The organism is Microbacterium sp. bgisy203, from assembly GCF_965345155.1.
Classification (GTDB): domain Bacteria; phylum Actinomycetota; class Actinomycetes; order Actinomycetales; family Microbacteriaceae; genus Microbacterium.
The window spans coordinates 304,335-326,400 of sequence record NZ_CBDRLZ010000003.1 but is presented as its reverse complement, the minus strand read 5'-3'; the positions used below and the strand labels follow the sequence as shown (position 1 = coordinate 326,400).

At 72.2% G+C, this 22,066-nt stretch carries 21 protein-coding genes, 1 tRNA gene and 1 other RNA gene; 8 read left to right on the top strand and 15 right to left on the bottom strand.

Annotated elements, in window-relative coordinates; all coding sequences use genetic code 11:
* Nucleotides 1–101: 101 nt before the first annotated feature.
* Nucleotides 102–198: signal recognition particle sRNA small type (ffs, locus tag ACRVYW_RS07395), an RNA gene on the bottom strand.
* A 108-nt stretch (nt 199–306) separates the two neighbouring features.
* Between ffs and ACRVYW_RS07390 the strand changes: the two genes are divergently transcribed.
* Genes ACRVYW_RS07390 through ACRVYW_RS07380 form a run of 3 tightly spaced genes read left to right on the top strand, consistent with a single transcriptional unit; the run spans nt 307 to nt 4,838 of the window.
* Nucleotides 307–1,284, top strand: coding sequence for an AAA family ATPase (locus ACRVYW_RS07390; RefSeq protein ID WP_431803175.1), 978 nt, complete (start codon nt 307–309; stop codon nt 1,282–1,284).
* Nucleotides 1,285–1,294: 10 nt separating this feature from the next.
* Nucleotides 1,295–2,539 carry a DUF58 domain-containing protein gene (locus ACRVYW_RS07385; protein ID WP_431803173.1) on the top strand — a complete coding sequence of 415 codons (1,245 nt, stop codon included), beginning with the start codon at nt 1,295–1,297 and terminating at the stop codon, nt 2,537–2,539.
* A complete protein-coding gene (locus ACRVYW_RS07380) occupies nt 2,526–4,838 on the top strand; it encodes a transglutaminaseTgpA domain-containing protein (protein ID WP_431803171.1) in 2,313 nt (770 codons plus the stop codon). The genes ACRVYW_RS07385 and ACRVYW_RS07380 overlap by 14 nt, the downstream gene beginning before the upstream one ends.
* Nucleotides 4,839–5,076: 238 nt before the next feature.
* On the opposite strand, the gene ACRVYW_RS07375 is transcribed toward ACRVYW_RS07380, so the two are convergent.
* The 3 genes from ACRVYW_RS07375 to ACRVYW_RS07365 form a co-directional block, all read right to left on the bottom strand.
* Nucleotides 5,077–6,597 (bottom strand): dicarboxylate/amino acid:cation symporter, encoded by a 1,521-nt coding sequence (locus tag ACRVYW_RS07375; RefSeq protein ID WP_431803169.1) that lies wholly within the window; start codon nt 6,595–6,597, stop codon nt 5,077–5,079.
* A 361-nt stretch (nt 6,598–6,958) separates the two neighbouring features.
* Nucleotides 6,959–7,050, bottom strand: a tRNA-Ser gene (locus ACRVYW_RS07370).
* A gap of 83 nt (nt 7,051–7,133) precedes the next feature.
* On the bottom strand, nt 7,134–7,814 hold the full coding sequence (locus tag ACRVYW_RS07365; RefSeq protein ID WP_431803167.1) for an NUDIX hydrolase: 681 nt from the start codon (nt 7,812–7,814) through the stop codon (nt 7,134–7,136).
* 188 nt (nt 7,815–8,002) lie between these two features.
* Here ACRVYW_RS07365 and ACRVYW_RS07360 point away from each other — a divergent pair, with 188 nt between their 5' ends.
* Entirely contained in the window at nt 8,003–8,932 is a 930-nt protein-coding gene (locus ACRVYW_RS07360) for an ATP-grasp domain-containing protein (protein ID WP_431803165.1), read from the top strand.
* On the opposite strand, the gene ACRVYW_RS07355 is transcribed toward ACRVYW_RS07360, so the two are convergent.
* From ACRVYW_RS07355 to ACRVYW_RS07325, 7 genes are all read right to left on the bottom strand, one after another.
* Complete coding sequence (locus ACRVYW_RS07355; RefSeq protein ID WP_431803163.1) at nt 8,910–9,332, bottom strand: type II toxin-antitoxin system VapC family toxin; 423 nt, start codon at nt 9,330–9,332, stop codon at nt 8,910–8,912. The genes ACRVYW_RS07360 and ACRVYW_RS07355 overlap by 23 nt on opposite strands.
* Complete coding sequence (locus tag ACRVYW_RS07350) at nt 9,316–9,549, bottom strand: FitA-like ribbon-helix-helix domain-containing protein (protein ID WP_431803161.1); 234 nt, start codon at nt 9,547–9,549, stop codon at nt 9,316–9,318. Before ACRVYW_RS07350 ends, ACRVYW_RS07355 begins: the two co-directional genes overlap by 17 nt.
* 81 nt (nt 9,550–9,630) lie before the next feature.
* The gene (locus tag ACRVYW_RS07345; protein WP_431803159.1) at nt 9,631–10,458 is read right to left on the bottom strand and encodes an SDR family NAD(P)-dependent oxidoreductase; all 828 of its coding nucleotides are present in this window, start codon (nt 10,456–10,458) and stop codon (nt 9,631–9,633) included.
* Between the two features lie 113 nt (nt 10,459–10,571).
* The gene (locus tag ACRVYW_RS07340; RefSeq protein ID WP_431803157.1) at nt 10,572–11,447 is read right to left on the bottom strand and encodes a hypothetical protein; all 876 of its coding nucleotides are present in this window, start codon (nt 11,445–11,447) and stop codon (nt 10,572–10,574) included.
* Between the two features lie 10 nt (nt 11,448–11,457).
* The gene (locus tag ACRVYW_RS07335) at nt 11,458–12,006 is read right to left on the bottom strand and encodes an NYN domain-containing protein (RefSeq protein ID WP_431803155.1); all 549 of its coding nucleotides are present in this window, start codon (nt 12,004–12,006) and stop codon (nt 11,458–11,460) included.
* Nucleotides 12,003–12,692, bottom strand: a complete 690-nt coding sequence (locus ACRVYW_RS07330; RefSeq protein ID WP_431803153.1) for an SDR family oxidoreductase — start codon at nt 12,690–12,692, stop codon at nt 12,003–12,005. Before ACRVYW_RS07330 ends, ACRVYW_RS07335 begins: the two co-directional genes overlap by 4 nt.
* A 26-nt stretch (nt 12,693–12,718) precedes the next feature.
* A complete protein-coding gene (locus ACRVYW_RS07325) occupies nt 12,719–13,159 on the bottom strand; it encodes a DUF3054 domain-containing protein (RefSeq protein WP_431803151.1) in 441 nt (146 codons plus the stop codon).
* A gap of 46 nt (nt 13,160–13,205) precedes the next feature.
* Between ACRVYW_RS07325 and ACRVYW_RS07320 the strand changes: the two genes are divergently transcribed.
* Complete coding sequence (locus ACRVYW_RS07320) at nt 13,206–14,237, top strand: lactonase family protein (protein WP_431803149.1); 1,032 nt, start codon at nt 13,206–13,208, stop codon at nt 14,235–14,237.
* Between the two features lie 91 nt (nt 14,238–14,328).
* Here the strand turns inward: ACRVYW_RS07320 and ACRVYW_RS07315 are convergent, their stop codons facing one another.
* A complete protein-coding gene (locus tag ACRVYW_RS07315; RefSeq protein ID WP_431803147.1) occupies nt 14,329–15,648 on the bottom strand; it encodes an MFS transporter in 1,320 nt (439 codons plus the stop codon).
* Nucleotides 15,649–15,923: 275 nt separating this feature from the next.
* Here ACRVYW_RS07315 and msrA point away from each other — a divergent pair, with 275 nt between their 5' ends.
* A complete protein-coding gene (gene msrA, locus ACRVYW_RS07310; protein ID WP_431803145.1) occupies nt 15,924–16,460 on the top strand; it encodes a peptide-methionine (S)-S-oxide reductase MsrA in 537 nt (178 codons plus the stop codon).
* Nucleotides 16,461–16,494: 34 nt separating this feature from the next.
* On the opposite strand, the gene ACRVYW_RS07305 is transcribed toward msrA, so the two are convergent.
* On the bottom strand, nt 16,495–17,787 hold the full coding sequence (locus ACRVYW_RS07305) for a M18 family aminopeptidase (protein ID WP_431803143.1): 1,293 nt from the start codon (nt 17,785–17,787) through the stop codon (nt 16,495–16,497).
* 71 nt (nt 17,788–17,858) lie between these two features.
* On the opposite strand from ACRVYW_RS07305, the gene ACRVYW_RS07300 reads away from it, so the two are divergent.
* Nucleotides 17,859–18,527 carry an NADPH-dependent F420 reductase gene (locus ACRVYW_RS07300; protein WP_431803339.1) on the top strand — a complete coding sequence of 223 codons (669 nt, stop codon included), beginning with the start codon at nt 17,859–17,861 and terminating at the stop codon, nt 18,525–18,527.
* Between the two features lie 115 nt (nt 18,528–18,642).
* Nucleotides 18,643–19,503, top strand: a complete 861-nt coding sequence (locus tag ACRVYW_RS07295; RefSeq protein WP_431803141.1) for an SDR family oxidoreductase — start codon at nt 18,643–18,645, stop codon at nt 19,501–19,503.
* Between the two features lie 48 nt (nt 19,504–19,551).
* On the opposite strand, the gene ACRVYW_RS07290 is transcribed toward ACRVYW_RS07295, so the two are convergent.
* Both ACRVYW_RS07290 and ACRVYW_RS07285 read right to left on the bottom strand, forming a co-directional pair.
* The gene (locus ACRVYW_RS07290) at nt 19,552–21,192 is read right to left on the bottom strand and encodes an ABC1 kinase family protein (RefSeq protein WP_431803337.1); all 1,641 of its coding nucleotides are present in this window, start codon (nt 21,190–21,192) and stop codon (nt 19,552–19,554) included.
* 93 nt (nt 21,193–21,285) lie between these two features.
* Nucleotides 21,286–21,942, bottom strand: a complete 657-nt coding sequence (locus tag ACRVYW_RS07285) for a PadR family transcriptional regulator (RefSeq protein ID WP_431803139.1) — start codon at nt 21,940–21,942, stop codon at nt 21,286–21,288.
* Nucleotides 21,943–22,066: the final 124 nt, after the last annotated feature.

Here is a 22,066-nt window from a genome sequence, read left to right as displayed (position 1 = left end):
GTGCGCGGTGCGGCCAGGCATGCACCGGGAGTAATCGCGGCCGACGCGGGGCCGCTCCAGGAAGGACTCCGGGGAAGCACTCCGGGGAAGGACCCGGAGAAAAGTAAGACTCTCCGCGAACCCGGCAGAGCCTGGTTACCCTTGCTACGTTTCCGTCCTGGGGGAGTTGGCCTGGATGCCGCCTCGCGGAGAGCTTCTAGGAGTTTACCCGACATCCGAGCCGCCCCGTGCCGCCCGGGGTTAGCATCGACGCACCAGCGCCGCGACGACGCGGCATCGCCCTCTACCTCGGGAGACGACCCCCGCATGCCGGAGCCGACCACCGCCGAAGAGTTCGCCCGCTCCACCGACGCCGTGATCGCGTCGGTCGCGCGGGTGATCGACGGAAAGCCCGCGGCCGTCCGCGCAGCCCTCGTGTGCCTCCTCGCCGAGGGGCACCTGCTCATCGAGGACGTCCCCGGGGTCGGAAAGACGATGCTGGCGCGGGCGCTCGCGGCATCCGTCCATGCGACCGTCCGCCGCATCCAGTTCACGCCCGACCTGCTGCCGGGCGACGTCACAGGGATGAGCGTCTACAACCCGGTCGACCGCGAGTTCGAGTTCAAACCCGGCGCGATCTTCGCGCACATCGTCATCGCCGACGAGATCAACCGCTCCTCCCCCAAGACCCAGTCGGCGCTTCTCGAGGCGATGGAGGAGCGCCAGGTGACCGTCGACGGCACGTCGCACCTGCTGGAGGACCCCTTCCTCGTCGTCGCGACGCAGAACCCCCTCGAGATGGAGGGCACCTATGCGCTTCCCGAGGCGCAGCGCGACCGTTTCATGATCCGCATCTCCATGGGCTACCCGGATGCCCAGAACGAAGCGCTCATGCTGCGCCAGCGCGACGTGGTCAACCCGCTCGACGCGCTCGCCCCCGTGATCGACGCCGACGGCGTGCGCGGCCTGATCGCCTGGGCTCGGGGCGTCCACGTCTCCCCCGCCGTCGAGGAGTACACCGTCGCGCTCGCCCGTGCCACGCGCGAACATCCCGACCTGCGCCTGGGCGCGAGCCCGCGCGCGACCCTCCAGCTCATCCGCGCCGCGAAGGTGTGGGCCGCCCTCGACGGGCGCGAGTTCGTCATCCCCGACGACGTCGCCACTCTCGTCGAACCGGTCTTCGCGCACCGCCTGATCGCCGCGCGCAGCGCCGCCACCACCCGCGCGCGCTCGAGCGCCGACGCGATCTCGACGGTGCTGCGGAGTATCGTCGGCTCGGTGCGGGTTCCCCTCGCGACCCGCTGAGAGAACGACGATGTCCCGCTGGCCGCTGACCCCCCGAGGAACGGGGGCGGTCGCGCTCGCGATCGGGTGCTTCGTCGCGGCGCACGCGTTCCGCATCATCGAGCTGATCTTCATCGGCGTGCTGCTGCTCTCGGCGGTCGCCGCGAGCCTCATCGCGCTCGCGCTCGCGCGGCGCACGGAGACCGTCGCGCGCGCCTTCCACCCCGACGTCGCGTCGGCCGGCAGCGAGGTCGATGTGCGGCTGCGCGTGAAGACGCGCTCACCGATCCCCGCCGCGCAGGGTCGGTGGCACGACGCCGTGCCCGACGGGGTGAGCGGGGACGCGTTCGGGGTGTTCCCGGCGACAGGGTCGAGCATGCGCTCGGGCGGCGAGGCGGTCGAGCTCGGTTACACGGTGACGGCAGAGCGGCGCGGTGTCCGCCTGATCGGGCCACTGTCGGTCGTCGCGTCCGACCCGTTCGGCTTCGCCCGGCGTCGGCACACGATCGGACGCCCCCTCCCGCTCACGATCACCCCCCAGATCATCGACCTCGGGCCCCTCGTCGAACAGCCGGGCGAGGCGGGCGGCTCGATGCACACGGCGACCGACCAGCTCGGCCAGGGATCCGACAATCTCATCCCCCGCGTCTACGTGCCCGGCGACTCCATGCGCCGCATCCACTGGCGGGCGAGCGCGCACCGGGACCAGCTCATGGTGCGGCAGGAAGAGCAGGAGACGACCCCCGAGGCGACGGTGATCCTCGACACCGCCCGCGCCCGCTGGGACGACGACGCGTCGCGGAGCCCCGGCGCGGACCCCGACTTCGAGACGGCCGTGTCGCTGTGCGTCTCGGCGGCGGCGCGTCTCGTCCAGGAGGGTTACGTCGTCACGGTGCGCAGCGGCGACGGGATGCCTCTCGCCGACCCGATCGCCGGCGGCGACGCCGTCGCCGTGGAGCAGCTCGCCATCGACCTCGCGACCGTCACGGCCCACGGCGACGCGGCGCCGAACGCGCTCGTCGCGCTGTTCGCGGGGGTGTCTGCCGGTCCGGTCGTCGTGATCACCGGCGCCCTGGGCGACGCCGACGCGGCGGTGCTGGCGCCGCTCGCGCACCACAGCGCCCTGCCCCTCCTCATCGCGCTCGCCCCGGAGCACCGGTCACTCGAGCGACTGACGGGCGCGGGGTGGCGCGCTGTCGCCCTGAGCGGCGAGGACGATTCGGGCGCCGTGTGGAGCGTGCTCGTGGATCGGGGGGCCCACCGTGTCGAAGCCTGAGTCGACGCCTCGGTCGACGCCTCGCTCGACGCCTCGGTCGACGCCTCCGTCCGCCGCGGTCGGTCGCGCCCGCGGCGAGGCCCGCCTGACGTTCGCGCTGTGGCTCGCGATCATGGTCACGCTCCCCCCGCTGCTGCGCGTCGTCGAGCCGGGCGCGTGGATTCCCGGCGTCGCCGCCCTCACCGCGGTGACCCTCGCCGTGGGCTTCGTCCTGCGGCGGCGACGGATGCCGGCGGTCGCGGTGACCCTCGTGCAGGTGGCCGTCTGGGCGATCGGCGTGACAGTGGGCTTCTTCTCCGGCCAGGCGCTCTTCGGATTCCTTCCCACCGGCGGCGTCCTCGCGCAGGTGCCGCTCGCCGTGCAGACGGCCTCGGACGAAATCCTCCAGGGCATCGCACCGATCGCGGCGACGGACGCCATCTCCTTCGTCATCGTCGCGGGTGTGGGCCTTCTCGCCGTCGCCCTCGACCACGTCGTCCTGACGGCGCGGATGCCGCTCCTTGCGGGCGCAGCCCTCATCGCCGTCTGGCTGATCCCCGCGATCTCCGTCCCCGCCGGCGTCGACGTCGCTCTGTTCGCGCTGCTCGCGGCATCCCTCCTCTTCCTCATCCGTGCCGAGAACCGCACGCGCGAGACTCCCACCGCCGGACCGGGCAGGGCGGGCGTCGGCGCGGTCGCGACCGCTATCGGGGCGGTCGCGATCGTCGGAGCGCTCGTGATCGCCCCGACCCTGCCCGCTCCCACCGTCGCGGCGATCGGCCCCGGCGTCGCCGCGCGCATCGACCCCTCCCTCGACCTCGGAAACGACCTGCGCCGGCGCGAGGACCTGCCCGTCCTCACCATGCGCAGCGATGCGCCCCAGCTGCCCTACCTGCGCGTCACGACGCTGTCGATGTTCGACGGAGAGGTGTGGATGCCGGACCGGATGCGGTCGGTGCCCCTCGATGACTCCACGCTCGAGCCGGTCGCGGTGGGCGACGGCATCCGTCTCGAGGAGTACCGGACGACGGTCGCGGTGTCGCAGCTCTCCTCGATGTACCTGCCGATCCCGTACCCTGCCGTCGCGGTCGACGGGCTCGAGGGGATGTGGCGGTCGGTGCCGTACAGCCGCACGATCCTCAGCGCGAACACCAGCTCGGAAGGGCAGGAGTACGCCGTCACCGCGCAGGTCGCCCAGCCCACGCTGGAGCAGATCCGCGCGTCGTCGGCGACGATCGACGAAGACCGGATCGACGTGTACGCCGTGCCGGAGGGGACCCCCGCGATCATCGGCGACCTCGCGCGCGAGGTGACCGCCGACGCCGCGACCGACTACGACAAGCTCATCGCGCTGCAGAGCTGGTTCCGCGGGTCGGAGTTCACGTACTCGCTCACCGCCCCCGTCGAGGAGGGATTCGACGACACCGGCGTGGATGCCGTCGCCGCGTTCCTCCAGGAGAAGGAGGGGTACTGCATCCACTACGCCGGCGCGTTCGCCCTCATGGCGCGGACCCTCGGGATGCCCTCGCGCATCGTCGTCGGCTTCCTCCCCGGCGAGCGCACCGGCGACACGGTCGACGGGCAGCAGGTCGCCCAGGTGACGACCTCTCAGCTGCACGCCTGGCCCGAGGTGAACTTCGCCGGGATCGGCTGGGTCGCGTTCGAGCCGACGAAGAGCCTCGGCTTCGCGACGCGGTTCTCGAGCGCCGCGACCGCGTCGGAGGACGCCCCGGGCGAGGCGGCGACCCCGACCCCCACGGCGCCCGTGCCGACGTCGGAGGCGTCGCGGCCCGCCGACGCACCCGAAGACCGCCCGAACGACGCCGCGGGCGCGACAGCCCAGCGCGTCGACCCGCGCCCGCAGCTCGCGCTCGCCGCCGCGATCGTGCTGATCGTGAGCGTTCCCGGGCTCGTAGGCCTCGCGCGGCGCCGTGTGCTGCGGCGGCGCGGCACGGTCGGGGCGGCGTGGCGGATCGTGCAGGACGCCGCGATCGACCTCGGCGCTCCGGTGGGTGCCGCGGCGTCGCCCCGTGTCTTCGGCGCTCTGCTCACCGGGCAGTGGGGGGCGCCCGCCGCCGAGACGTCGCGCCTGGTCGCTGCCATGGAGCACGTCAACTACGCCCGCGCGGCGGGTGAGACGCGGCGCACGGACGAGGGCGCCCGGGCGCGCGCCGCTCAGGCGATCGCGGACGCCGAGACGATCCGCCGGGCGATGTTCGCCCAGCTCGACACCGCGGGGCGCGTGCGCGCGCGCCTCGCGCCCCGGTCGCTCGTGGTGCGGCCCGGGTCGGCGCTCGCCGACCGCGACGCGACGGCCTGAGCTCCGGGAGTGGGGGTGCGGGGGTTGCGGGTGGTGCGGCGCCGGGCGGCGAATAGTGGGCGCGAACGGCGGCATCCACCCCCGGGATGCCGCAGTTTGCGCCCCCGTCTCCTGAGGTGACGACGAGGTCCGCCGACAATCGCTGCGGCGCGGCCGGCGAACAGGGGAACGCCGACGGCGGGGGCGACCCCGGAGGGACACCCCCGCCGTCGCGAGAGGAAAGACAGACCGCCCCCGGTCAGGGGCGGACGGACTCCGTGCGGATGCCGTCGTCCACGGCATCCTGGGCCGCGGCCGCGATCTCCGCGCGGATCTCTGCGCGCTCCGCCACCGGGACCGTCGCGAGCACCTCGGCCTCGTCGTCGCCGGAGTCGTCGGCGAACGGCTCGCCGTCGCGCGGCGCGTTGTAGAGGTCCAGGTTCAGGATTCCTTCGCGCTTCGCGACGATCGCGGGCACGAGCGCCTGGCCCGCGACGTTGACCGCCGTGCGGCCCATGTCGAGGATCGGGTCGATCGCGAGGAGCAGGCCCACGCCCTCAAGGGGCAAGCCGAGGGTCGAGAGGGTGAGCGTCAGCATGACGACCGCGCCGGTGGTGCCGGCGGTCGCGGCCGAGCCGACGACCGAGACGAGCGCGATCAGCAGGTACGACACGATGTTCAGCTCGACGCCATAGAACTGCGCGACGAAGATCGCGGCGATCGCGGGGTAGATCGCGGCGCAGCCGTCCATCTTCGTCGTCGCACCGAGCGGCACGGCGAACGAGGCGTACTCGCGCGGCACGCCGAGGTTCCGCTCCGTGACGCGCTGGGTGAGGGGGAGCGTGCCGATCGACGAGCGCGAGACGAACGCGAGCTGCACCGCGGGCCACACGCCCGAGAAGTACTGGCGGATCGAGAGGCCGTGCACCTTCACGAGCGTGGGGTAGACGACGAAGATCACGAGCGCGAGGCCGATGTACACGGCGACGGCGAACCAAATGAGGGTCAGCAGCTTGTCGGTGCCGTAGTTCACGATCGCCGCGCCGATGAGGCCCAGCGTCCCGATCGGGGCGATGCGGATGATCCACCACAGCACGCGCTGGACGATCTTGAGGCTCGACTGCGTGAACGCGACGAACGGCTCGGCGCGGCGGCCGAGCTTGAGCGCCGCGATGCCGACGGCCACCGAGACGACGATGACCTGCAGGATGTTGAACCCGACCGTCGAGGAGATCGCGCCGGTCGCGGCATCCTGCGAGCTGGACACGGTGAGACCGAGGAAGTTCTGCGGGATGAGGCCCTTGAGGAAGTTCCACCAGGTGCCGACGGCGTACGGGTCGTCCGGGGCGAGCTCGCCCTGCCCGACGCGGTTGCCGGGCTGGATCGTGACGCCGAGCGCGATGCCGATCGTCACCGCGATGAGCGCCGTGATCCCGAACCACAGGAGTGTCTGACCGGCGAGACGGGCAGCGTTGGTGACGTTCCGCAGCTGCGTGATGCTCGCGACGATCGCGAGGAAGATGAGCGGCACGACCGCGGCCTTCAGCAGCGTGACGTAGCCGTTGCCGATGGTGCTCAGCGTCGCGGTGAGACCGTTCGGGTTGCCCTCGGCATCCGGTCCGAGGTTCAGCGCGAGGATACCGAGCAGGATGCCGGCGATGAGCGCGACCGTGATCTGGAACCCGAACGACCGGTAGAACGGCTTCTTCTTCGGCGTCGCACTCTTCGCTGTCGTGCTCTTCGGTCCGCGCGCGGGCGCGGCGGTGGGGGTGGAACTCATGAGGGGGTGTCTCCTGTGCGGCGGCGGTGAGGGCCGTGCCGGTGGTGGGGCGTGCGGCGGATGCCGCGATGGGGGCCACCCGCGGGGGCGGGCGTCCTTCGACGCTACGTCGCGTCACACGCGCGCCAGGCGCATGTGACGGGGAATGACAACCCGCGATGCGCGGGCACCATTCCCGGCGCGGGAGAAAACCTGCGGGAGAAACCTGAGTGCGAGAAGCGGTCGAAGGCGGCAGGGGAATGTCGGCGCGAATCGTCGTGTCCGTGATGGGATGCCGCGATATGCGCCGACTATCCCGGTCGAGACCGCGATCTGCGCCGACGAAAACGAAAAGGGCCCCCGCCGCAGCGGGGGCCCTTCGTGGCGGAAGTGACAGGATTTGAACCTGCGAGGCGAGTTACCCCGCCTACATGGATTCCAGCCATGCTCCTTAGGCCGCTCGGACACACTTCCGCCGACGATCCTATCATCGGCCGCGTGCGCGCCCGTGCGGGCGCCGTCGTCGTCACCTCCTCCCCTGGCATCCCCCGGCGCAGTCAGCGGGGCTGCCAGGCGAGGGCGAGCTCGCGGGTGTCGTCCCACGGCTCGGTCCAGCCGAGACGCGTGAACAGGCCGTCGAGGAGAATCGCGGTGAACCCCCACAGCAGGCGGTCGCCGATCTCGAACGCGGGGCCACGGAACTCGCGCCCGCGGTCGCGGATCACGGTCACGCCGCGATGACGCGGGTCGAGGAGATCGGCGACCGGCACGCGGAACACCTCGGCCGACTCGGCGACGTCGACGACCCGGACGGGCGAGGGATGCCGCCACCACGCGAGCACCGGGGTCACGAGGTGGCCCGAGCGCTCGAGCGGAACGTCGGGCAGGGCGCCGAGCACCTCGACGCCGCGCGGGTCGAGCCCCGTCTCCTCCACCGCCTCGCGGAGGGCTGCGTCGACAGGACCGTCGTCGCCCGGGTCGAGCCGTCCGCCGGGGAAGGCGATCTGCCCGGGGTGCGCGCGGAGGGTCGTGGCCCGGGCGAGGAGCAGCACGTCGAGGTCGCGGGAGACCGCGGCATCCTGCGCCTCACGCTCGCTCGGCACGCGGTCGAGCGTCCCGAACAGCATGAGCACCGCCGCCGCGCGCGGATCCTCACCGACCGGGAGGGCGCGGAGCCGCTCGTCCCACGGGTCGGGCGAGGCGGCGAGCGCGGCGAGTTCTTCGCGGGCGCCGCTCACGGTGTGCGGGTCACCCGACCGCGCCGCTGCGTCGACCTCGGGAGACTCTCCTGCGGCATCCGTCCTCCTCGCGTGTCGACCTGTCCCCTCACCTTCGCCGCCCGTCTTGCGCCGTGTCAAGCCGGATGGGGTGGGTCACCACGCGGCCGCGGCGGCCCGTGTCGGTGGTGCTCGGTAGCGTGGATGCCGTGACCACCGCAGCCCCGCCGCGCATCGGCATCGTCGTGACCGACGTCTACGCCGACGACGACCCCGACCACGACACCCCGATCCTCGTCGACGCGCTCCGCGGTGCCGGCGCGGACGCCGAGGCCGTCGTCTGGCACGACGCGGACGTCGATCTCGCGGCGTTCGATCTCCTTGTCCTCCGCTCGCCGTGGGACTATCCGGAACGCACCGACGAGTTCCACGCGTGGCTCGGCCGCGCCGAGGCGGCGACCCGCGTCGTGAACGACCCCGCGACCATGCGCTGGAACCTCGACAAGCACTACCTCGCCGAGCTCGAATCCGCCGGCATCCGCATCGTCCCGACGGACTATGCGACGACGCAGGATGCCGCCGCCCGCGCGATCTCGCGCCACGAGCGCGTCGTCGTGAAGCCCGCCGTCTCCGCGGGAGCCCGCGACACGGGCCTCTTCGACGCCGACGACCCGGCGGCGCTCGCCCTCGCGGCGCGGATCGTCGACAGCGGCGGCGTCGCGATGGTCCAGCCGGAGATCGCCGAGCTGTCGGCGGGCCACGAGAAGGCGCTCTACGCGATCGACGGAGCCTTCACGCACGCGATCGCGAAGGGCGCGCTCCTCGCCCACGGCGGGGGCTTCCGCGGCGGGGTCTACATCGAGAATCCCGATCCGGTCACGGCGTCCGCCGTCGAGCGCGCGTTCGCGTCGGACGTGCTGCGCGCCGTCCGCGAGGTGACGGGTGGCGACATGCCCCTCTACGCCCGCGTCGACACGATCGATTCCGCCGTGCACGGACTGTGCCTGCTCGAAGTCGAGCTCGCGGAGCCCGCGCTCAACCTGCACGTCGCCCCCGAGGCGACGGATGCCGTGGTGCGCGGGATCCTCGCCGCGGCGGCGACCGCGCCGGCCCGAGCTACTGCGGCGCGACCTCGATAGGGCACCGGACGACGCCGGACCGCGCGAGACGCGCGTCGCCGGTGAGGAGCGTGGCGCCCAGGCGCTCGGCGAGCGCCACGTATCCCGCGTCGTAGGACGTCAAGACGTGGCGCAGGTCCCACGCCCGGTCCGCGACGAGCGACCACGACCACAGGTCGATCGGCAGCCCTGCGGCCTGGGCGCGCGCGGCCTCCGCCTGAGCCTGAGTGAGGCGTCTCCCGCGCTCGAGCCCGCGCAGCGCGCTGTCGACCTCGACCGCGAGGTGCGTGGGCGCGTGCAGGAGGCACCCGTCGAGTCGCTCGGCGAGCGCTCGCGTATCACCGGCGCGCGTCGCGACGAGCGCCACGACGATCGACGCGTCGACGACGACGAGTTCGGCCGGTTCAGGGCCGGTCGACACGCGCGGCATCCACGATGTCGATCATCGGGATCGAGGGGTACGACTGCGCGTTGAGCCGGGCACGCGCGATCGCCTCGGCCGCGCTGGGGGTCGTGGCGAGCCGGTGCAGCTCTGCCGAGAGGTACTCCTGCAGTGACCGGCCTGACCGCGCGGCGCGTGCTGCGAGTTCGTCCCGCACGTCGTCGGGCACGTTGCGTACTGTGATCGTCACCGCCATCCCGGCATCCTAACGCCGATGCATGCATTATGCATGCACATTATGCGAGCCGCTCCCCGCTCATCCCCGCCCTCGCGGGCCTCAGTCCGAGAGCCCGACCATCTCGGCGCTGCGCTCCCACAGCCGCCGGGCGAGGAGCGGGTCGGCGGCGAGAGGGCTCGTGCGGGCCGGGCGGTTCCGCGCGTAGTAGCCGCCCTGCTGCCAGTCGACGCCGGGCGTGCCGAGCGCGAGCCAGCCGAGGCGCGCGCCGCCCACCTCGACGCTCGTGAGGAGCTTCGAGGCCAGCGGATTCGTGTACAGCCAGTGCCACGCGCCGCTCGAGCCAGACGCGAAGCTCGACGCGATCGCGCCGGGGTGGAACGCGACGGCGGAGAGACCGTCGCCGTCGTAGCGGCGGGCGAGCTCCTTCGTGAAGAGGATGTTCTCGAGCTTCGCGTTGCCGTAAGCGTTCGAGGCCGAGAAGTGCCGCTCGCCCTGCAGATCGTCGATGTCGAACTTCGAGAAGCGCTGTGCCGCGATGGAGGAGGTCTGGATGACGGATGCCTCGCTCGCGATCAACCTCTCGCGGAGGAGGTTCGTCAGGAGGAATCCGCCGAGGTGGTTCACCTGGAAGGTCTTCTCGAAGCCGTCGGCCGTGACCTCGCGTTCGCCGAAGATGCCGCCGGCGTTGTTGGCCAGCACATCGATCCGTTCGTATCGGTCGAGGAGCGTTGCGGCGAGCTCGCGCACCTGATCGAGATGGGTGTAGTCGGCGAGGTGCCAGTCGAGGCCGAGGGGTTCGGCGGCGACGGCGGTCTTGTCGGGGTTGCGCCCGACGACCACCACCCGCTCCCCCGCCGCGTGCAGCTGCCGTGCCGCGGCCGCCCCGATGCCGTCGCTCGCGCCCGTGATGATGATCGTCTTCGCCATCGGGCGAGACTACCCCGCCGACGGTGGCGATGCACCGGGGTCACGGTTCCGTCGGGCGTGTCGACTCGCTGCGCTCGCGGGGCGGCCGGGAGAGCCGCTCGTCAGCGCGCGACTCAGCCCCGCGCGATGATCGCGGGGTCGTCGGCCCGCCAGTACTGCACCGACTGCAGCACCCAGAATGCCGCAAAGAGGAGCAGCGCGAGCACCTCGCCGACGAACACCCCGTAGACGTCGCCACCCGGGGCGCGGACGTGCAGGCTGCCGTACAGCGGCATCCCGACGACGACGAGCGCGAGCGCCACGGCGATCGCGACGTACGACGCGCGCAGCCACGGCGGGCCCGAGCGCACCTCGGGCGCGATCGCGTTGACGACCGCAACCGCGCCGATGAGCGCGAAGAACCCGACCGCCGCCGCGACGTGCGCCCAGCGGAGGAACGCGTCACGAGCGAGCCACCATGTCAGCCACACCGCCGCGAGCACGACGACCGCGACGCCGAGCGACAGCGCCGTCCCCGCCCGCTCCACCTCCCCCGCGGCGAGGAGCGCGAGAGCGATCACGACGACGACCGACGCCACGACGAGGTAGGTCACGACGCCGTTGTCGACGCCCGCGTCGAACGCGACGGGGATGCACACCTCGGCCCCGTCCGGGCACCCTTCCGAGATGCCGGGCACCGAGCCCGGCGCGATGACCGTCGGCACGATCGCGACGAGCGGGGCGACGACCGCCGCGGCATCCAGCAACGCTCGCTCCACACCGCGACCCGACAGCGCGAAGAAGCACACCGACACCGTCAGCAGCGCCCCGACGAACATCGTGTTCGCCGACGTGTAGTAGTAGTGGCTGAGCGACGGCAGGATTCCCACCGCGGGCATCGCGACCCCGACCGCCGTGAAGACGACGACGACCGCCCCCGCGATCGCGAGCCGCAGGTACCGGTACGTCCGCTGCAGCGACGTCGACGGCGTCGTCCGGTCCCCGGGCACGGCAGGCCCGTCAGCGCAGGAACTGCGTCGGGTCGAACTCGTCGATCGGGATGACCCGCACGCGCGGCAGCGGCGTATCGAACGCGTGCACGTCGTACTCCAGATCGAAGAACTGGATGCCGGGAAGCTCCGAGAACGCCGCGTTGCGAAACTCGGCGAACCCCATGACTCCGACGCGTCGCCCGTCGAGGAGTGCTCCGACGTCATCGACGAAGTCGCCGTCGTGGCTCACGAGCACGACGTCGCCGCCGCGGTCGCGGAGCGCACGGAGCGTCCGCTGGATCGCGATGTCGACGACCTTCTCGTCGGTCTCGCCCGACAGCGGGATCGGCTGGTAGCCGAGGGCGAGAAGCGCCTGGATGAACGGCATCGGCAGGTTCGTCGACGCGTTCAGGAAGAAGAGCCCCTGCGCGTCCTGGTTCCAGCGGCCCGCGATGAACGAGAGCACACGGTCCCAGCGGGGGCGCTCATCGGGCTGCGGGCGGCGCCCGAGGATCGAGCTGCCGAGCGTCGCGTCGATGTTCTCGCCGTCGACGAGCACCCAGGTGGTGCCGGTCACGCGCGCTCCGCCCCGCTCGCGGCCCCACCGTCGGCTCCACCTGCGGCTCTCAGCGCCTGCGCGATCGGGAGGTCGCCGGTGTTGAACCGGATCGTCTTGCCGATGGTCGTCGGTTCGGCGATGGATGCCGCGATGACGGCCGCCACGTCGGCGCGCGGCACGTGCGAGCCGCGCTCGTCGTCGACGTTGATGAGGCCGGTCGGCGGATCGAGGGTGAGGGAGGAGGGCTGGAGGATCGTCCAGTCGAGCGCGGTCTCGCGCAGGTGCGCATCGGCGGCGGTCTTCGCCTCGGCGTACGCGTAGAACGCGTCGCTCGGGTCGACGCCGTGATCGGGCCCGGCGCCGAAGTACGAGACCATGACGTACCGGCGCGCACCGGCGGCGGCCGCGGCATCCATCGACCGGATCGCGGCATCGCGGTCGACGGCGTACGTGCGCTCGGCGCTTCCGCCGCCCGCGCCCGCCGACCACACGATGACCTCCTGCCCGTCGAACAGCTCGGCGAGCGCTTCGACATCGCCGGCCGTGATGTCGGCGACGAGCGGGGTCGCACCGGTGTCGGCGACCTCGGCGGCCTGCTCGGGCCTCCGGATGACGGCGGAGACCTCGTGCCCCGCGGCGACCAGGAGCGGCTCGAGGAGCAGGGCCACCTTGCCGTGTCCTCCGATGATCAGGATGCGGGCCATGGGGGTCCCCTTTCGTTTCCCCGAGCCTACGGCTGCGGGCGGGCACGTGGGGAGGTCCCGGCCCGGCGCCCCCGCAGCGTGCGGACGAGCGCGACGATCGCCCGCCAGCCGACGAGAAGGGCGAAGAGCACGCCCGCAGCGACCAGCACGAACGGCAGCGCCGTGCCCTGCCCCGACGCCGCGCGCAGCAGCATGCCGATCACGAGCGTCCACAGCCAGATCGGGATCCCCGACCGGACGGGGGCGAGCGGGGCGCGCCAGGCACGCGTCATGAGCCAGCCGACGGCGAGCCCCGTGAGGAATGGCCACGCCGTCCCCGCGAGCCCCGACAGGACGTCGGAATCGTGGCTCGCCCGGCCCGTCGCCGCGAACGCGACGACGAGGAGCGCGTCGACCACGATCGCGACGGACACGATCGGGATCGGGGCGGAACGGGTGGAGCCGGTGGCGGTCGATTCCCGAGGCATGCCCCCATCCTCCCCCGCCCACGGCTCCCCGGCCTACGCTGGAGGAATGACCGCCTCTCCCGCCTCCTCCCTCGTGCTCGTGGCCAACGCCGGCGACGGGTCGATCTCGACCTTCCGATTCGACGGCTCCGGGCTGGAGCGGATCGCGGTGACCGACGGGCTGACGGGGTGCTCGACGTTCGCGGTGGATGCCGAGCGGAACCTCGTCTACGCCGCCGTGAAGGGTGAGCCGGCGGGCATCGTGACGCTCTCGCTCGACCGCGAGAGCGGCGAACTGACGCCGTCGTCGCGCCTCGATCTGCCCGCCGGAGGCATGAACTACCTCGCGCTCGCGCGCGGCGGCACGGCGCTGCTGGGTGCGAGCTACGGCGGAGGGTACGGCATCAGCTGCCGCGTCGCGGACGGCTCGGTCGGAGGACCCGTCTCACGCATCTCGTACCCGAACCTGCACTCCGTGCTCCCGAGCCCCGACGGGCGCTTCGCGTACTTCGTCTCGCTCGGCGCCGACCTCGTCGCGCAGTACACGCTCGGCGACGATCTCGAGCTGGTCCCGCTTGCCGAGCCGACCGTCTCCGCGCCGCAGGGCAGCGGCCCGCGCCACCTCGTGATCGACGACGATCACGGCTGCGTGTACGTGCTGACCGAGTTCTCGGGCGAGGTGCTCCGCTACCGGCGCGACCCGATCGAGGGTGCGTTGACCTATCTCGACGCGGCGACCGCGTTCGACACCTCGGCCGGGCTCGGCCACAGCCGGTTCGGCGCCGATCCGCTCGCCCACCACTACATCTGGGGCGCGGACCTGCACCGTTCCGGCGACCGGCTCTGGGCATCCGAGCGGACGGAGTCCACTCTGGCCTCGCTCGACATCGCCGCGGACGGCGAACTGCGACACGCCGAGGTCTTCACCGTCACCGAGCAGCAGCCGCGCGGGTTCGCGCTGAGCGCCGACGGACGCTTCCTCGTCGCGGCGGGCGAGAAGACGACGACGGTCTCCCTCTACGCCGTCGGCGACGAGGGCCTGACGCTGCTCCAGCGCGCCGAGACCGGCCGCGGCGCGAACTGGGTGCGCTTCGTCTGACGCCGATGCGCGGCGCGCTGCGCGCGACGCGCGGCGCGCTGCCGCGCCGTCACCGCCCGCGAGACCGCGCAGATGTACGCTTCCCGCGCGTTTATCGTGACATCTGCGCGGTCTCGCGGGAGGTAGGGGGGACCGAGGCGGCGGGAGCGCGGCGCGAGGCGGCGGCGTTCAGGATGCCGAGGCACAGCACGATGACGCCGGCGAGGGCGGGCACGGCCATCGCGGCGGCGAGCGAGACCTCCTCGGCGACCCAGCCGACGACGGCCGACGTCAGCGCCTGCGCGAGGGTGAGCGCCGACCCGAGGAGCGTCATCGTCGTCGCGGCGCGGCCCGCGGGAGCGCGCTCGCCGGCGAGCGAGAAGAGCGTCACGAGGTTCGGCCCGACGCCGAGACCCATGACCAGCAACCACACCATGACCGACGAGAAGTCGTGCGCACTCGTGTATCCGACGGCGGCGAGGGTCAACACGAGCGAGAAGAGGATCCACCGCCACCGCGCCGCGAAGCGCGCCGGCAGCAGCACGACGCCGAGCGCGAGGACGGCCGACCCGATCCCCATGAGTCCGTAGAGGAGCCCGGCGCGCGCCTCGTCACCCTGCGCCTGCGCGAACGCGGTGAGCGAGGTGAGCGTGCCGCCGAAGAACATGCCGACGCCGAACGTCGCGCCAACGAGAATGAGGATCCGCGTCGAGAAGACGGCGCGGATCGGGGCGCGCTCGGCGGCGGCATCGCCGACGATCGGCCGCACGCGCGCGGTCGGGTGCAGGGCGAACGCCGTCACGAATCCGAAGCTGAGCACCGCGGCGATGGCGATCGGCGCCCACGGCGCGATGACGGCGGCCAGGATGCCGACGAGGAACGGACCGATGACGAACGCGGTCTCGTCGGCGGCCGACTCGTACGACATGATGCGGGTCGTCGTGACGCCGCGGCGCTCGGGATCAAGACGCGAGCCGATGATCGTGAGCAGCCGGCTGCGGCTCATCGCGGCGGCCTGCGGGGCGGTCAGCCCGATGGCGAGGGCCGCGCCGAGGACCGCACCTTCCGGCATCCCTCCCATCACGATCAGCGGGAAGAGGGCCAGGAGGATGCCGTTGGCGAGACCGACCGGCACGAGCACGCGCCGCTGTCCGTGCCGGTCGACGAGGTCGCCGATGACCGGGCCCGCGACGACGACACCGACCCCGACGGCGGCGGAGGTGAGTCCGCCGAGGCCGACGGAGCGCGTCTCGGCGACGACGAGCATGAGGACGCCGACGGTCATCATCGCGAACGGCAGCCGCGCGATGAAGGCGATCGGCCAGTATGCCCAGCCCGTGTGCTGGATCAGGGTGCGCCGGCGGGGCCGCGCGTCACGGGTGCGGGTGTCGTGCGGCGGCACGTCGATGGTGGCGGTGCGGGTGGTGTCCACGTACTCCTCCGAGATTCGGCTCGTTGTTCACGTGCCGCCGTATCTCGGGAATCGAGCCGGTAGATGCACCTCGCAGGGCCGGTGGTTCTCGCCGCGATCATCGAAGAGCGGGTCGCGGAGGGGCGCTGCGGAGGCATCCATTCTACCGCGGACCGGCTCTCAGCGTCCTGTGAGGTTCACGAGGGACCAGAATCGGGGGTGCGGGTGTTGGGTGTGTGTGAGGGCGTACCCACGGCCCGCACGACGGCTTCACCGTTCGACACGAAGGAGACATCATGAGCGACGACGGCACCATCACGCAGACCCCCGGGACCGAGACCGCGGTCCTCGCCGGCGGATGCTTCTGGGGCATGGAGGACCTCATCCGCCGCCAGCCGGGCGTGCTCGACACGCGCGTCGGCTATACCGGAGGCACCAACGCGCACGCGACGTACCGGAACCACCCGGGTCACGCCGAGGCGGTCGAGATCGTCTTCGACCCCACCCAGACGACGTACCGCGACCTCCTGGCGTTCTTCTTCCAGATCCACGACCCGTCGACGCTGAACCGCCAGGGCAACGACATCGGCACGAGCTACCGTTCGGCGATCTTCCCGCTCAGCGAGGAGCAGGAGCGCGTCGCGCGCGACACGATCGCCGATGTGGATGCCTCGGGCCTGTGGCCCGGCCCGGCCGTCACGACGATCGAGCCCGCCGGCCCCTTCTGGGAGGCCGAGCCCGAGCACCAGGACTACCTGCAGCGAATCCCGAACGGCTACACGTGCCACTTCCCTCGGGCCGGGTGGGTGCTGCCCAAGCGCGCCGAGGTCTGAGCGGGTCGCGACTCGCCCAGCGACCGCGAACGGCTCAGTCGGCGAAGAACGCCGCGGCGACGCGCGTCAGCGCGACGAGGTCGGCGGTGCCGGCGAGCTCGCGCGCCGAGTGCATCGACAGGATCGGGATGCCGACGTCGACGGTCCGGATCCCGATCCGCGTCGCGGTGATGGGGCCGATCGTCGACCCGCACGGCACGGCGTTGTTCGAGACGAACTCCTGCGACACGACGCCGGCGGTGTCGCACCAGCCGTGCCAGGCGGCGGCGCCGGCGGCATCCGTCGCGTAGCGCTGATTCGCGTTGATCTTGAGGATGGGGCCCGAGCCGAGCACCGGCCGGACGACGGGGTCGTGCTTCTGCGGGTAGTTCGGATGCACCGAGTGGCCCACGTCGCTCGAGACGCACCACGACGCCGCCAGCGCGCGCAGCTGCTGGTCGCGATCGGCGCCGAGGCCGAGCTGGATGCGCTCCACCACATCGGAGAGGAACGGCCCCGCCGCGCCCGACCGGGTGCCCGACCCGACCTCCTCGTGGTCGAACACGGCGAGCATCGCGATGTGCGGGGCATCCGTGCCGGCGGCTTCGAGGGCGACGAGCCCGGCGTGCACCGAGGCGAGGTCGTCGAGGCGCCCCGACGCGAAGAACGCATCGTCCTTGCCGAACACGACGCCTCGCGCCGCATCGGCTGTCACGAGGTCGTACCCGCGGATGCGGGCGGCATCCACGCCGGCGGAGGCCGCCACCTCGGCGAGGAGATCGGCGGATGCCGCGTCGCCCAGACCCCACACCGGCTGCGTCTGCGCCTGCTTGTCGAGAGCGAGACGGTCGTTCGCCTCGCGGTCGAGGTGGATCGCGAGCTGCGGCAGCCGCAGGAGGGCGCCGGTCGCCGCGAGCACCTCGGTGCCGTCGTCGAGCGCGAGGCGGCCGGCGAGGCGCAGCTCGCGGTCGAGCCAGGAGTTCAGGAGCGGCCCGCCGTAGATCTCGACGCCCGCCTGCAGCCAGCCGAGGCGCCCGGTGGTGGGCTTGGGCTTCAGCTTGAACGCCGGCGAGTCGCTGTGCGCGCCGAAGATGTGGAAGGCGGTCTCGGCCGTCGCCGACGTCGGCACGATCCACGCGATCACCGCACCGTCGCGGACGACGAGCTGCTTCGCCCCGGGGGTGACCGACCAGGGCTCGGTCTCGTCGAGCGGCGTGAATCCGGCATCCGCCAACCGCGCGGCGACGGTGGATGCCGCGTGGAAGCTCGACGGCGAAGCGGCGACGACGTCGGCGAGGTCGTCGGCGTGAGCGAGGTTGTCGGGGGCGATGTCGGCGGTGGCGGTCACCCTTCCAGCGTAGGCGTCGCCACCCGCGATCGGCACGGCGCAAGAGGCGGGCGGGAATGCGCCGGGTGGGAATGTCCTGCGCCTCGGCGTCGTTCGCAGACCCCATGACGACTGTGGGAATCATCGGAGCAGGACACATCGGCAGCACCCTCGCGGAGGGTCTCGCAGACCGCGGCTACGACGTCGTGATCGCGAACTCCCGCGGGCCGGAGACGCTCGCGGACCTCGTCGCGCGCCTCGGCGATCACGTCCGTGCCGCGACCGCGCACGAGGCGGCCGACGCCGCCGACTGGGCGATCGTCACCGTGCCGCTGAAGGCGCTCGAGGAAGTGCCGGTCGAGCCCCTCGCCGGCAAGATCGTGCTCGACACCAACAACTACTACTGGGAGCGCGATGGGCACATCGCCGCGCTCGACGAGAATCGGGCGACGACGACGGGGCTCGTGCAGGAGCACCTGCGCACGAGCCGCGTGGTGAAGGCGTTCAACCACATCATGGCCGGCGACATCCTCACGACCGGCTCCCCCGCCGGCACGCCGGGGCGTCGCGCCCTCGCGATCGCGAGCGACCACGCCGACGCGGCGGCGCTCGCCGCCGAGGTCTACGATCAGTTCGGATTCGACACCGTCGACATCGGCTCGGTCGCCGAGAGCTGGCGGGTGGAGCGCGACCGCCCCGCGTACGTCGTGCGGCAGGATGCCGACGAGCTGCGCGAGAACCTCGCGCGCGCCGAGCGCTGACGGGGCGTCCGCTCGACATCCAGCGCGCGCTGACGCAGAAGCTGTGCGGCGGCCGGAATGCCGCGCGCCCTGCCCGAGGTTGCCTTCATCGGATCACCGATCGGAAGGAACCATCATGACCATCCTCGTCACCGGAGCCTCGGGCCACCTCGGACACCTCGTCGTCGACGCCCTCCTCGAGCGCAGCGCCCCCGCATCCGACATCGTCGCGGGCGGACGCAGCGTCGACAAGCTCGCCGACCTCGCCGAGCGCGGCGTCCGCACGGTCGCCCTCGACTACAACGACCCGGAGACCATCGCGGCGGCGCTCGACGGCGTCGACAGCGTGCTGCTGATCTCGGCATCCGAGCCCGGCAAGCGCTACGCGGGGCACAAGAACGTCATCGACGCGGCGGCTGCGGCCGGCGTCTCGAAGTTCGTCTACACGAGCGTCTCGAAGGCGACGACGTTCGACTGGCCGCTCGGCGCCGAGCACAAGGCGACCGAAGAGGCGATCGCCGAAAGCGGCCTGCCGGCGGTCATCCTCCGGAACGACTGGTACATCGAGAACTACACCGCCGACGTGCAGCGCGCGGAGCAGTCCGGCGTGATCACCTCATCCGTCGGCGATGCGCGCGTCGCGGCCGCCGCACGGAAGGACTATGCGGATGCCGCGGCGGTCGTGCTCCTCGGCGACGGCCACATCGGCGAGGTGTACGAGCTCGGCGGCGACGTCGCCGTCTCGTACGACGACATCGCCGCGGCCGCAGGCGAGGTCCTCGGGCGTGAGGTGTCGTACGTGCGGATCTCCCGCGACGACCTGCTCGCAGGGCTCGCCGGGGCCGGTCTCGACGCCGGGACGGCGGAGTTCGTCGCGAGCATGGACGACGGCATCCGCGGCGGCGTCCTCGCCGACACCGACGGCACCCTCGCCCGCCTCATCGGCCGCCCGACGACGCCGTTCGTCGACGGGCTGCGCACCGCGCTCGGCCGCTGACGCCCGCACCCCACCCATCGGGGGGTGCGGCTGCTCAGCGGCGCCCGGTCAGCGGCGGGGGATACGGCGCCGGCGGCGCGAGCGGCGGCCGCCGAAGAGCGCGGCGCCGAGCGGCACGGCGCTCGCGATCATGAGGATGACCGCGAGCGCCGGGGCCGAAGCGAAGAGCAGCGCGCCGGCGATGAGGAGCGCCGCGAACGCGACCGTCGCGATCGTGCGGCGGAGCATCCCCTCGAGGCTCTCCAGGCGCCGATCGATCTGCGGGGTCTCGACGGCGAGGTCGCCGCGGTCGATCTTGGCGATGAGGTGGTCGATCCGCGTCGGCAGCGCCGCGACCGTCCGGGCGTACGAGAGGGCGCCGCGTCCGGCATCCGCCACGACGTTCCGGCTCTCTTCGCGCAGGAGCTTCTGCGCGAAAGGCTCGACCGACTCCCACACGTTGAACGCCGGGTCGAGCGCCGTGCACACTCCCGACGTGAGAGAGACGGCCCGCGTGATGAGGAGGAAGTTCTCGGGCAGCTGCACCGGGAGGTCGCGGATGGTCTCGCCGAACTCGTCGGCGAACACGCGGTATTCGCGCGGGTCGATGTTCTGCAGGTCGCCGAACGCCATGCCGCCGAACCGCGCGAACAGCTCGGTGAGCGCGCGCTCGAGCTCCGCCGTGTCGGCGCCCGGAAGGAGGACGCCGATCTCCTGGATGCCGTCGACGAGCCCCTTCCCGTCGCGTGCGGAGACGGCGATGACGATCTGCCGCAGGCCCGAACGGAGGTCGGGCGGCACCTCGCCCATCATCCCGAAATCGATGAAGGTGAGCGACCACGCGCGCCCGTCGGCATCCGCCGCGTGGGGCGTGACGAAGACGTTCCCGGGGTGCGGGTCGGCGTGGAAGAACCCGCCGCCGAACAGCTGATCGAACATCGCCTCGGCGAACGCGCGCGCGACGGCACGCGGATCGATGCCCGCAGCCCGCAACGCCGCAACATCGCCGATCTTGATGGCGGTGACGTCCGAGAGGGTGAGGACGCGGCGCGTCGTCCGCTCCCAGGCGACGTCGGGGGTCGTGATGCGGCTGCCGTCGGCGTACATCGCGGCGAAGCGCTCCGCGTTCGCGCCTTCATGGAGGTAGTCGACCTCTTCGCGGCTCGTGACGGCGAACTCCTCGACGAGCGCCGGCGCGTCGACCCGCGAGGCGACGAACCGGATGCGGCTGAGGCGCTCGCCGATCGTCCGGAGCGCCGCGAGGTCGATCTCGACGAGCTCGTCGACGCCGGGGCGCTGTACCTTCACGACGACGTCGGTGAACCCGGCGATCGCGGCGTCGTCGGCGGCGAGGCGGGTCCGGTGCGCTTGACCGAGGGATGCCGCAGCCAGCGGCGTCTCGTCGACCCACGCGTACGCACGCGCAAGCGGCACGCCGAGTTCCCGCTCGGCGAGCGCGCGGATCTCGTCGAATTCGACTGGCGGCACCTCGTCCTGCAGCTGCTCGAGTTCACTCGTGACCTCGGGCGGCAGCACGTCGAGGCGTGAGGACATGAACTGCCCGACCTTGATCATGAGGCCGCCGAGTTCGACGGCGAGCACGCGGAAGCGCCGCGCGATCTTCTGCAGGCGGGCCGAGCGGCCGCGCTCCGCCCACCGGGCGAGCCCGATGCGCGGAAGCAGCAACTCGAACCACCACGTCTGGAGCATGACGCCGGTGGCGAACCGGATGATCCGGTTGTACCGGGCGCGCCCGGGGGCGGTCGCCCCCGACGCCGGCACCCCAGACCTCGGCACGGAGCGTCAGCCCTCGGCGAGGATGGCGTAGATCTTGCGCCGCGCCTCGTCGATGATGTCGATCGCCTGCTGCACCTGCTCGGGCGATCCCATCCGACCGACCTGCATGGCCGCCTGCGCGAGGTTCGCGCCCGCCTTGGGCAGTGCCCCGAACCCGGGTCCGTCGGCCTTGTCCTGCGAGCCCGACGCCGAGCCGGATGCCGCCGAGGTGCGCCACGGAGCCGGCTTGTCGGCAGCCTCCGCGCGCCCCGCCTCGGTGAGCGAGTAGGTCTTGCGCCCGTCGCCCTCTTCGACCTCGACGATGCCCTCGTCGGTGAGCAGCTGCAGCGTGGGGTAGACCGAGCCGGGGCTCGGCTTCCACGCGCCGCGGCTGCGCTCCTCGATCTGCTGGATGATCTGGTAGCCGTGCATCGGCTGCTCGTCGAGCAGGGCGATGATCGCGACGCGCACGTCGCCGCGGCCCATGCGGGAGCCGACCTTCTGGCCGACGCTCTCCTCGAAGCGCTGCCCGAGCTGACCGAGCTGATCGAAGAGGTCGTTGAGCCCCTGGCCTCCGAATCCCTGGCCCCCGAAACCCTGACCGCCGAAGCCGCCCTGTCCGCCCGAGGCGCCTCTGCCCCCGAAGCCGAAGCCGCCGAATCCCTGTCCGTATCCATTGCTCATGAGAGCCTCCCTTGTCTTCCGAACGATACATAACGATATATCGTTCAGGGGATGCCGTGTCCGTGAGTTCGCCCAGAGCGCACCCGGAGCGGGACCCGTCATGATGCCGACCGTCGACCGCATC

Bases quoted from the DNA above. Each gene is read 5' to 3' on its own strand.
- ACRVYW_RS07390 (WP_431803175.1), top strand. From the start codon at position 307: ATGCCGGAGCCGACCACCGCCGAAGAGTTCGCCCGCTCCACCGACGCC.
- ACRVYW_RS07385 (WP_431803173.1), top strand. From the start codon at position 1,295: ATGTCCCGCTGGCCGCTGACCCCCCGAGGAACGGGGGCGGTCGCGCTC.
- ACRVYW_RS07375 (WP_431803169.1), bottom strand. From the start codon at position 6,597: ATGAGTTCCACCCCCACCGCCGCGCCCGCGCGCGGACCGAAGAGCACG.
- ACRVYW_RS07350 (WP_431803161.1), bottom strand. From the start codon at position 9,549: ATGGCGGTGACGATCACAGTACGCAACGTGCCCGACGACGTGCGGGAC.
- ACRVYW_RS07345 (WP_431803159.1), bottom strand. From the start codon at position 10,458: ATGGCGAAGACGATCATCATCACGGGCGCGAGCGACGGCATCGGGGCG.
- ACRVYW_RS07330 (WP_431803153.1), bottom strand. From the start codon at position 12,692: ATGGCCCGCATCCTGATCATCGGAGGACACGGCAAGGTGGCCCTGCTC.
- ACRVYW_RS07325 (WP_431803151.1), bottom strand. From the start codon at position 13,159: ATGCCTCGGGAATCGACCGCCACCGGCTCCACCCGTTCCGCCCCGATC.
- ACRVYW_RS07320 (WP_431803149.1), top strand. From the start codon at position 13,206: ATGACCGCCTCTCCCGCCTCCTCCCTCGTGCTCGTGGCCAACGCCGGC.
- msrA (WP_431803145.1), top strand. From the start codon at position 15,924: ATGAGCGACGACGGCACCATCACGCAGACCCCCGGGACCGAGACCGCG.
- ACRVYW_RS07300 (WP_431803339.1), top strand. From the start codon at position 17,859: ATGTCCTGCGCCTCGGCGTCGTTCGCAGACCCCATGACGACTGTGGGA.
- ACRVYW_RS07295 (WP_431803141.1), top strand. From the start codon at position 18,643: ATGACCATCCTCGTCACCGGAGCCTCGGGCCACCTCGGACACCTCGTC.
- ACRVYW_RS07290 (WP_431803337.1), bottom strand. From the start codon at position 21,192: ATGCTCCAGACGTGGTGGTTCGAGTTGCTGCTTCCGCGCATCGGGCTC.
- ACRVYW_RS07285 (WP_431803139.1), bottom strand. From the start codon at position 21,942: ATGAGCAATGGATACGGACAGGGATTCGGCGGCTTCGGCTTCGGGGGC.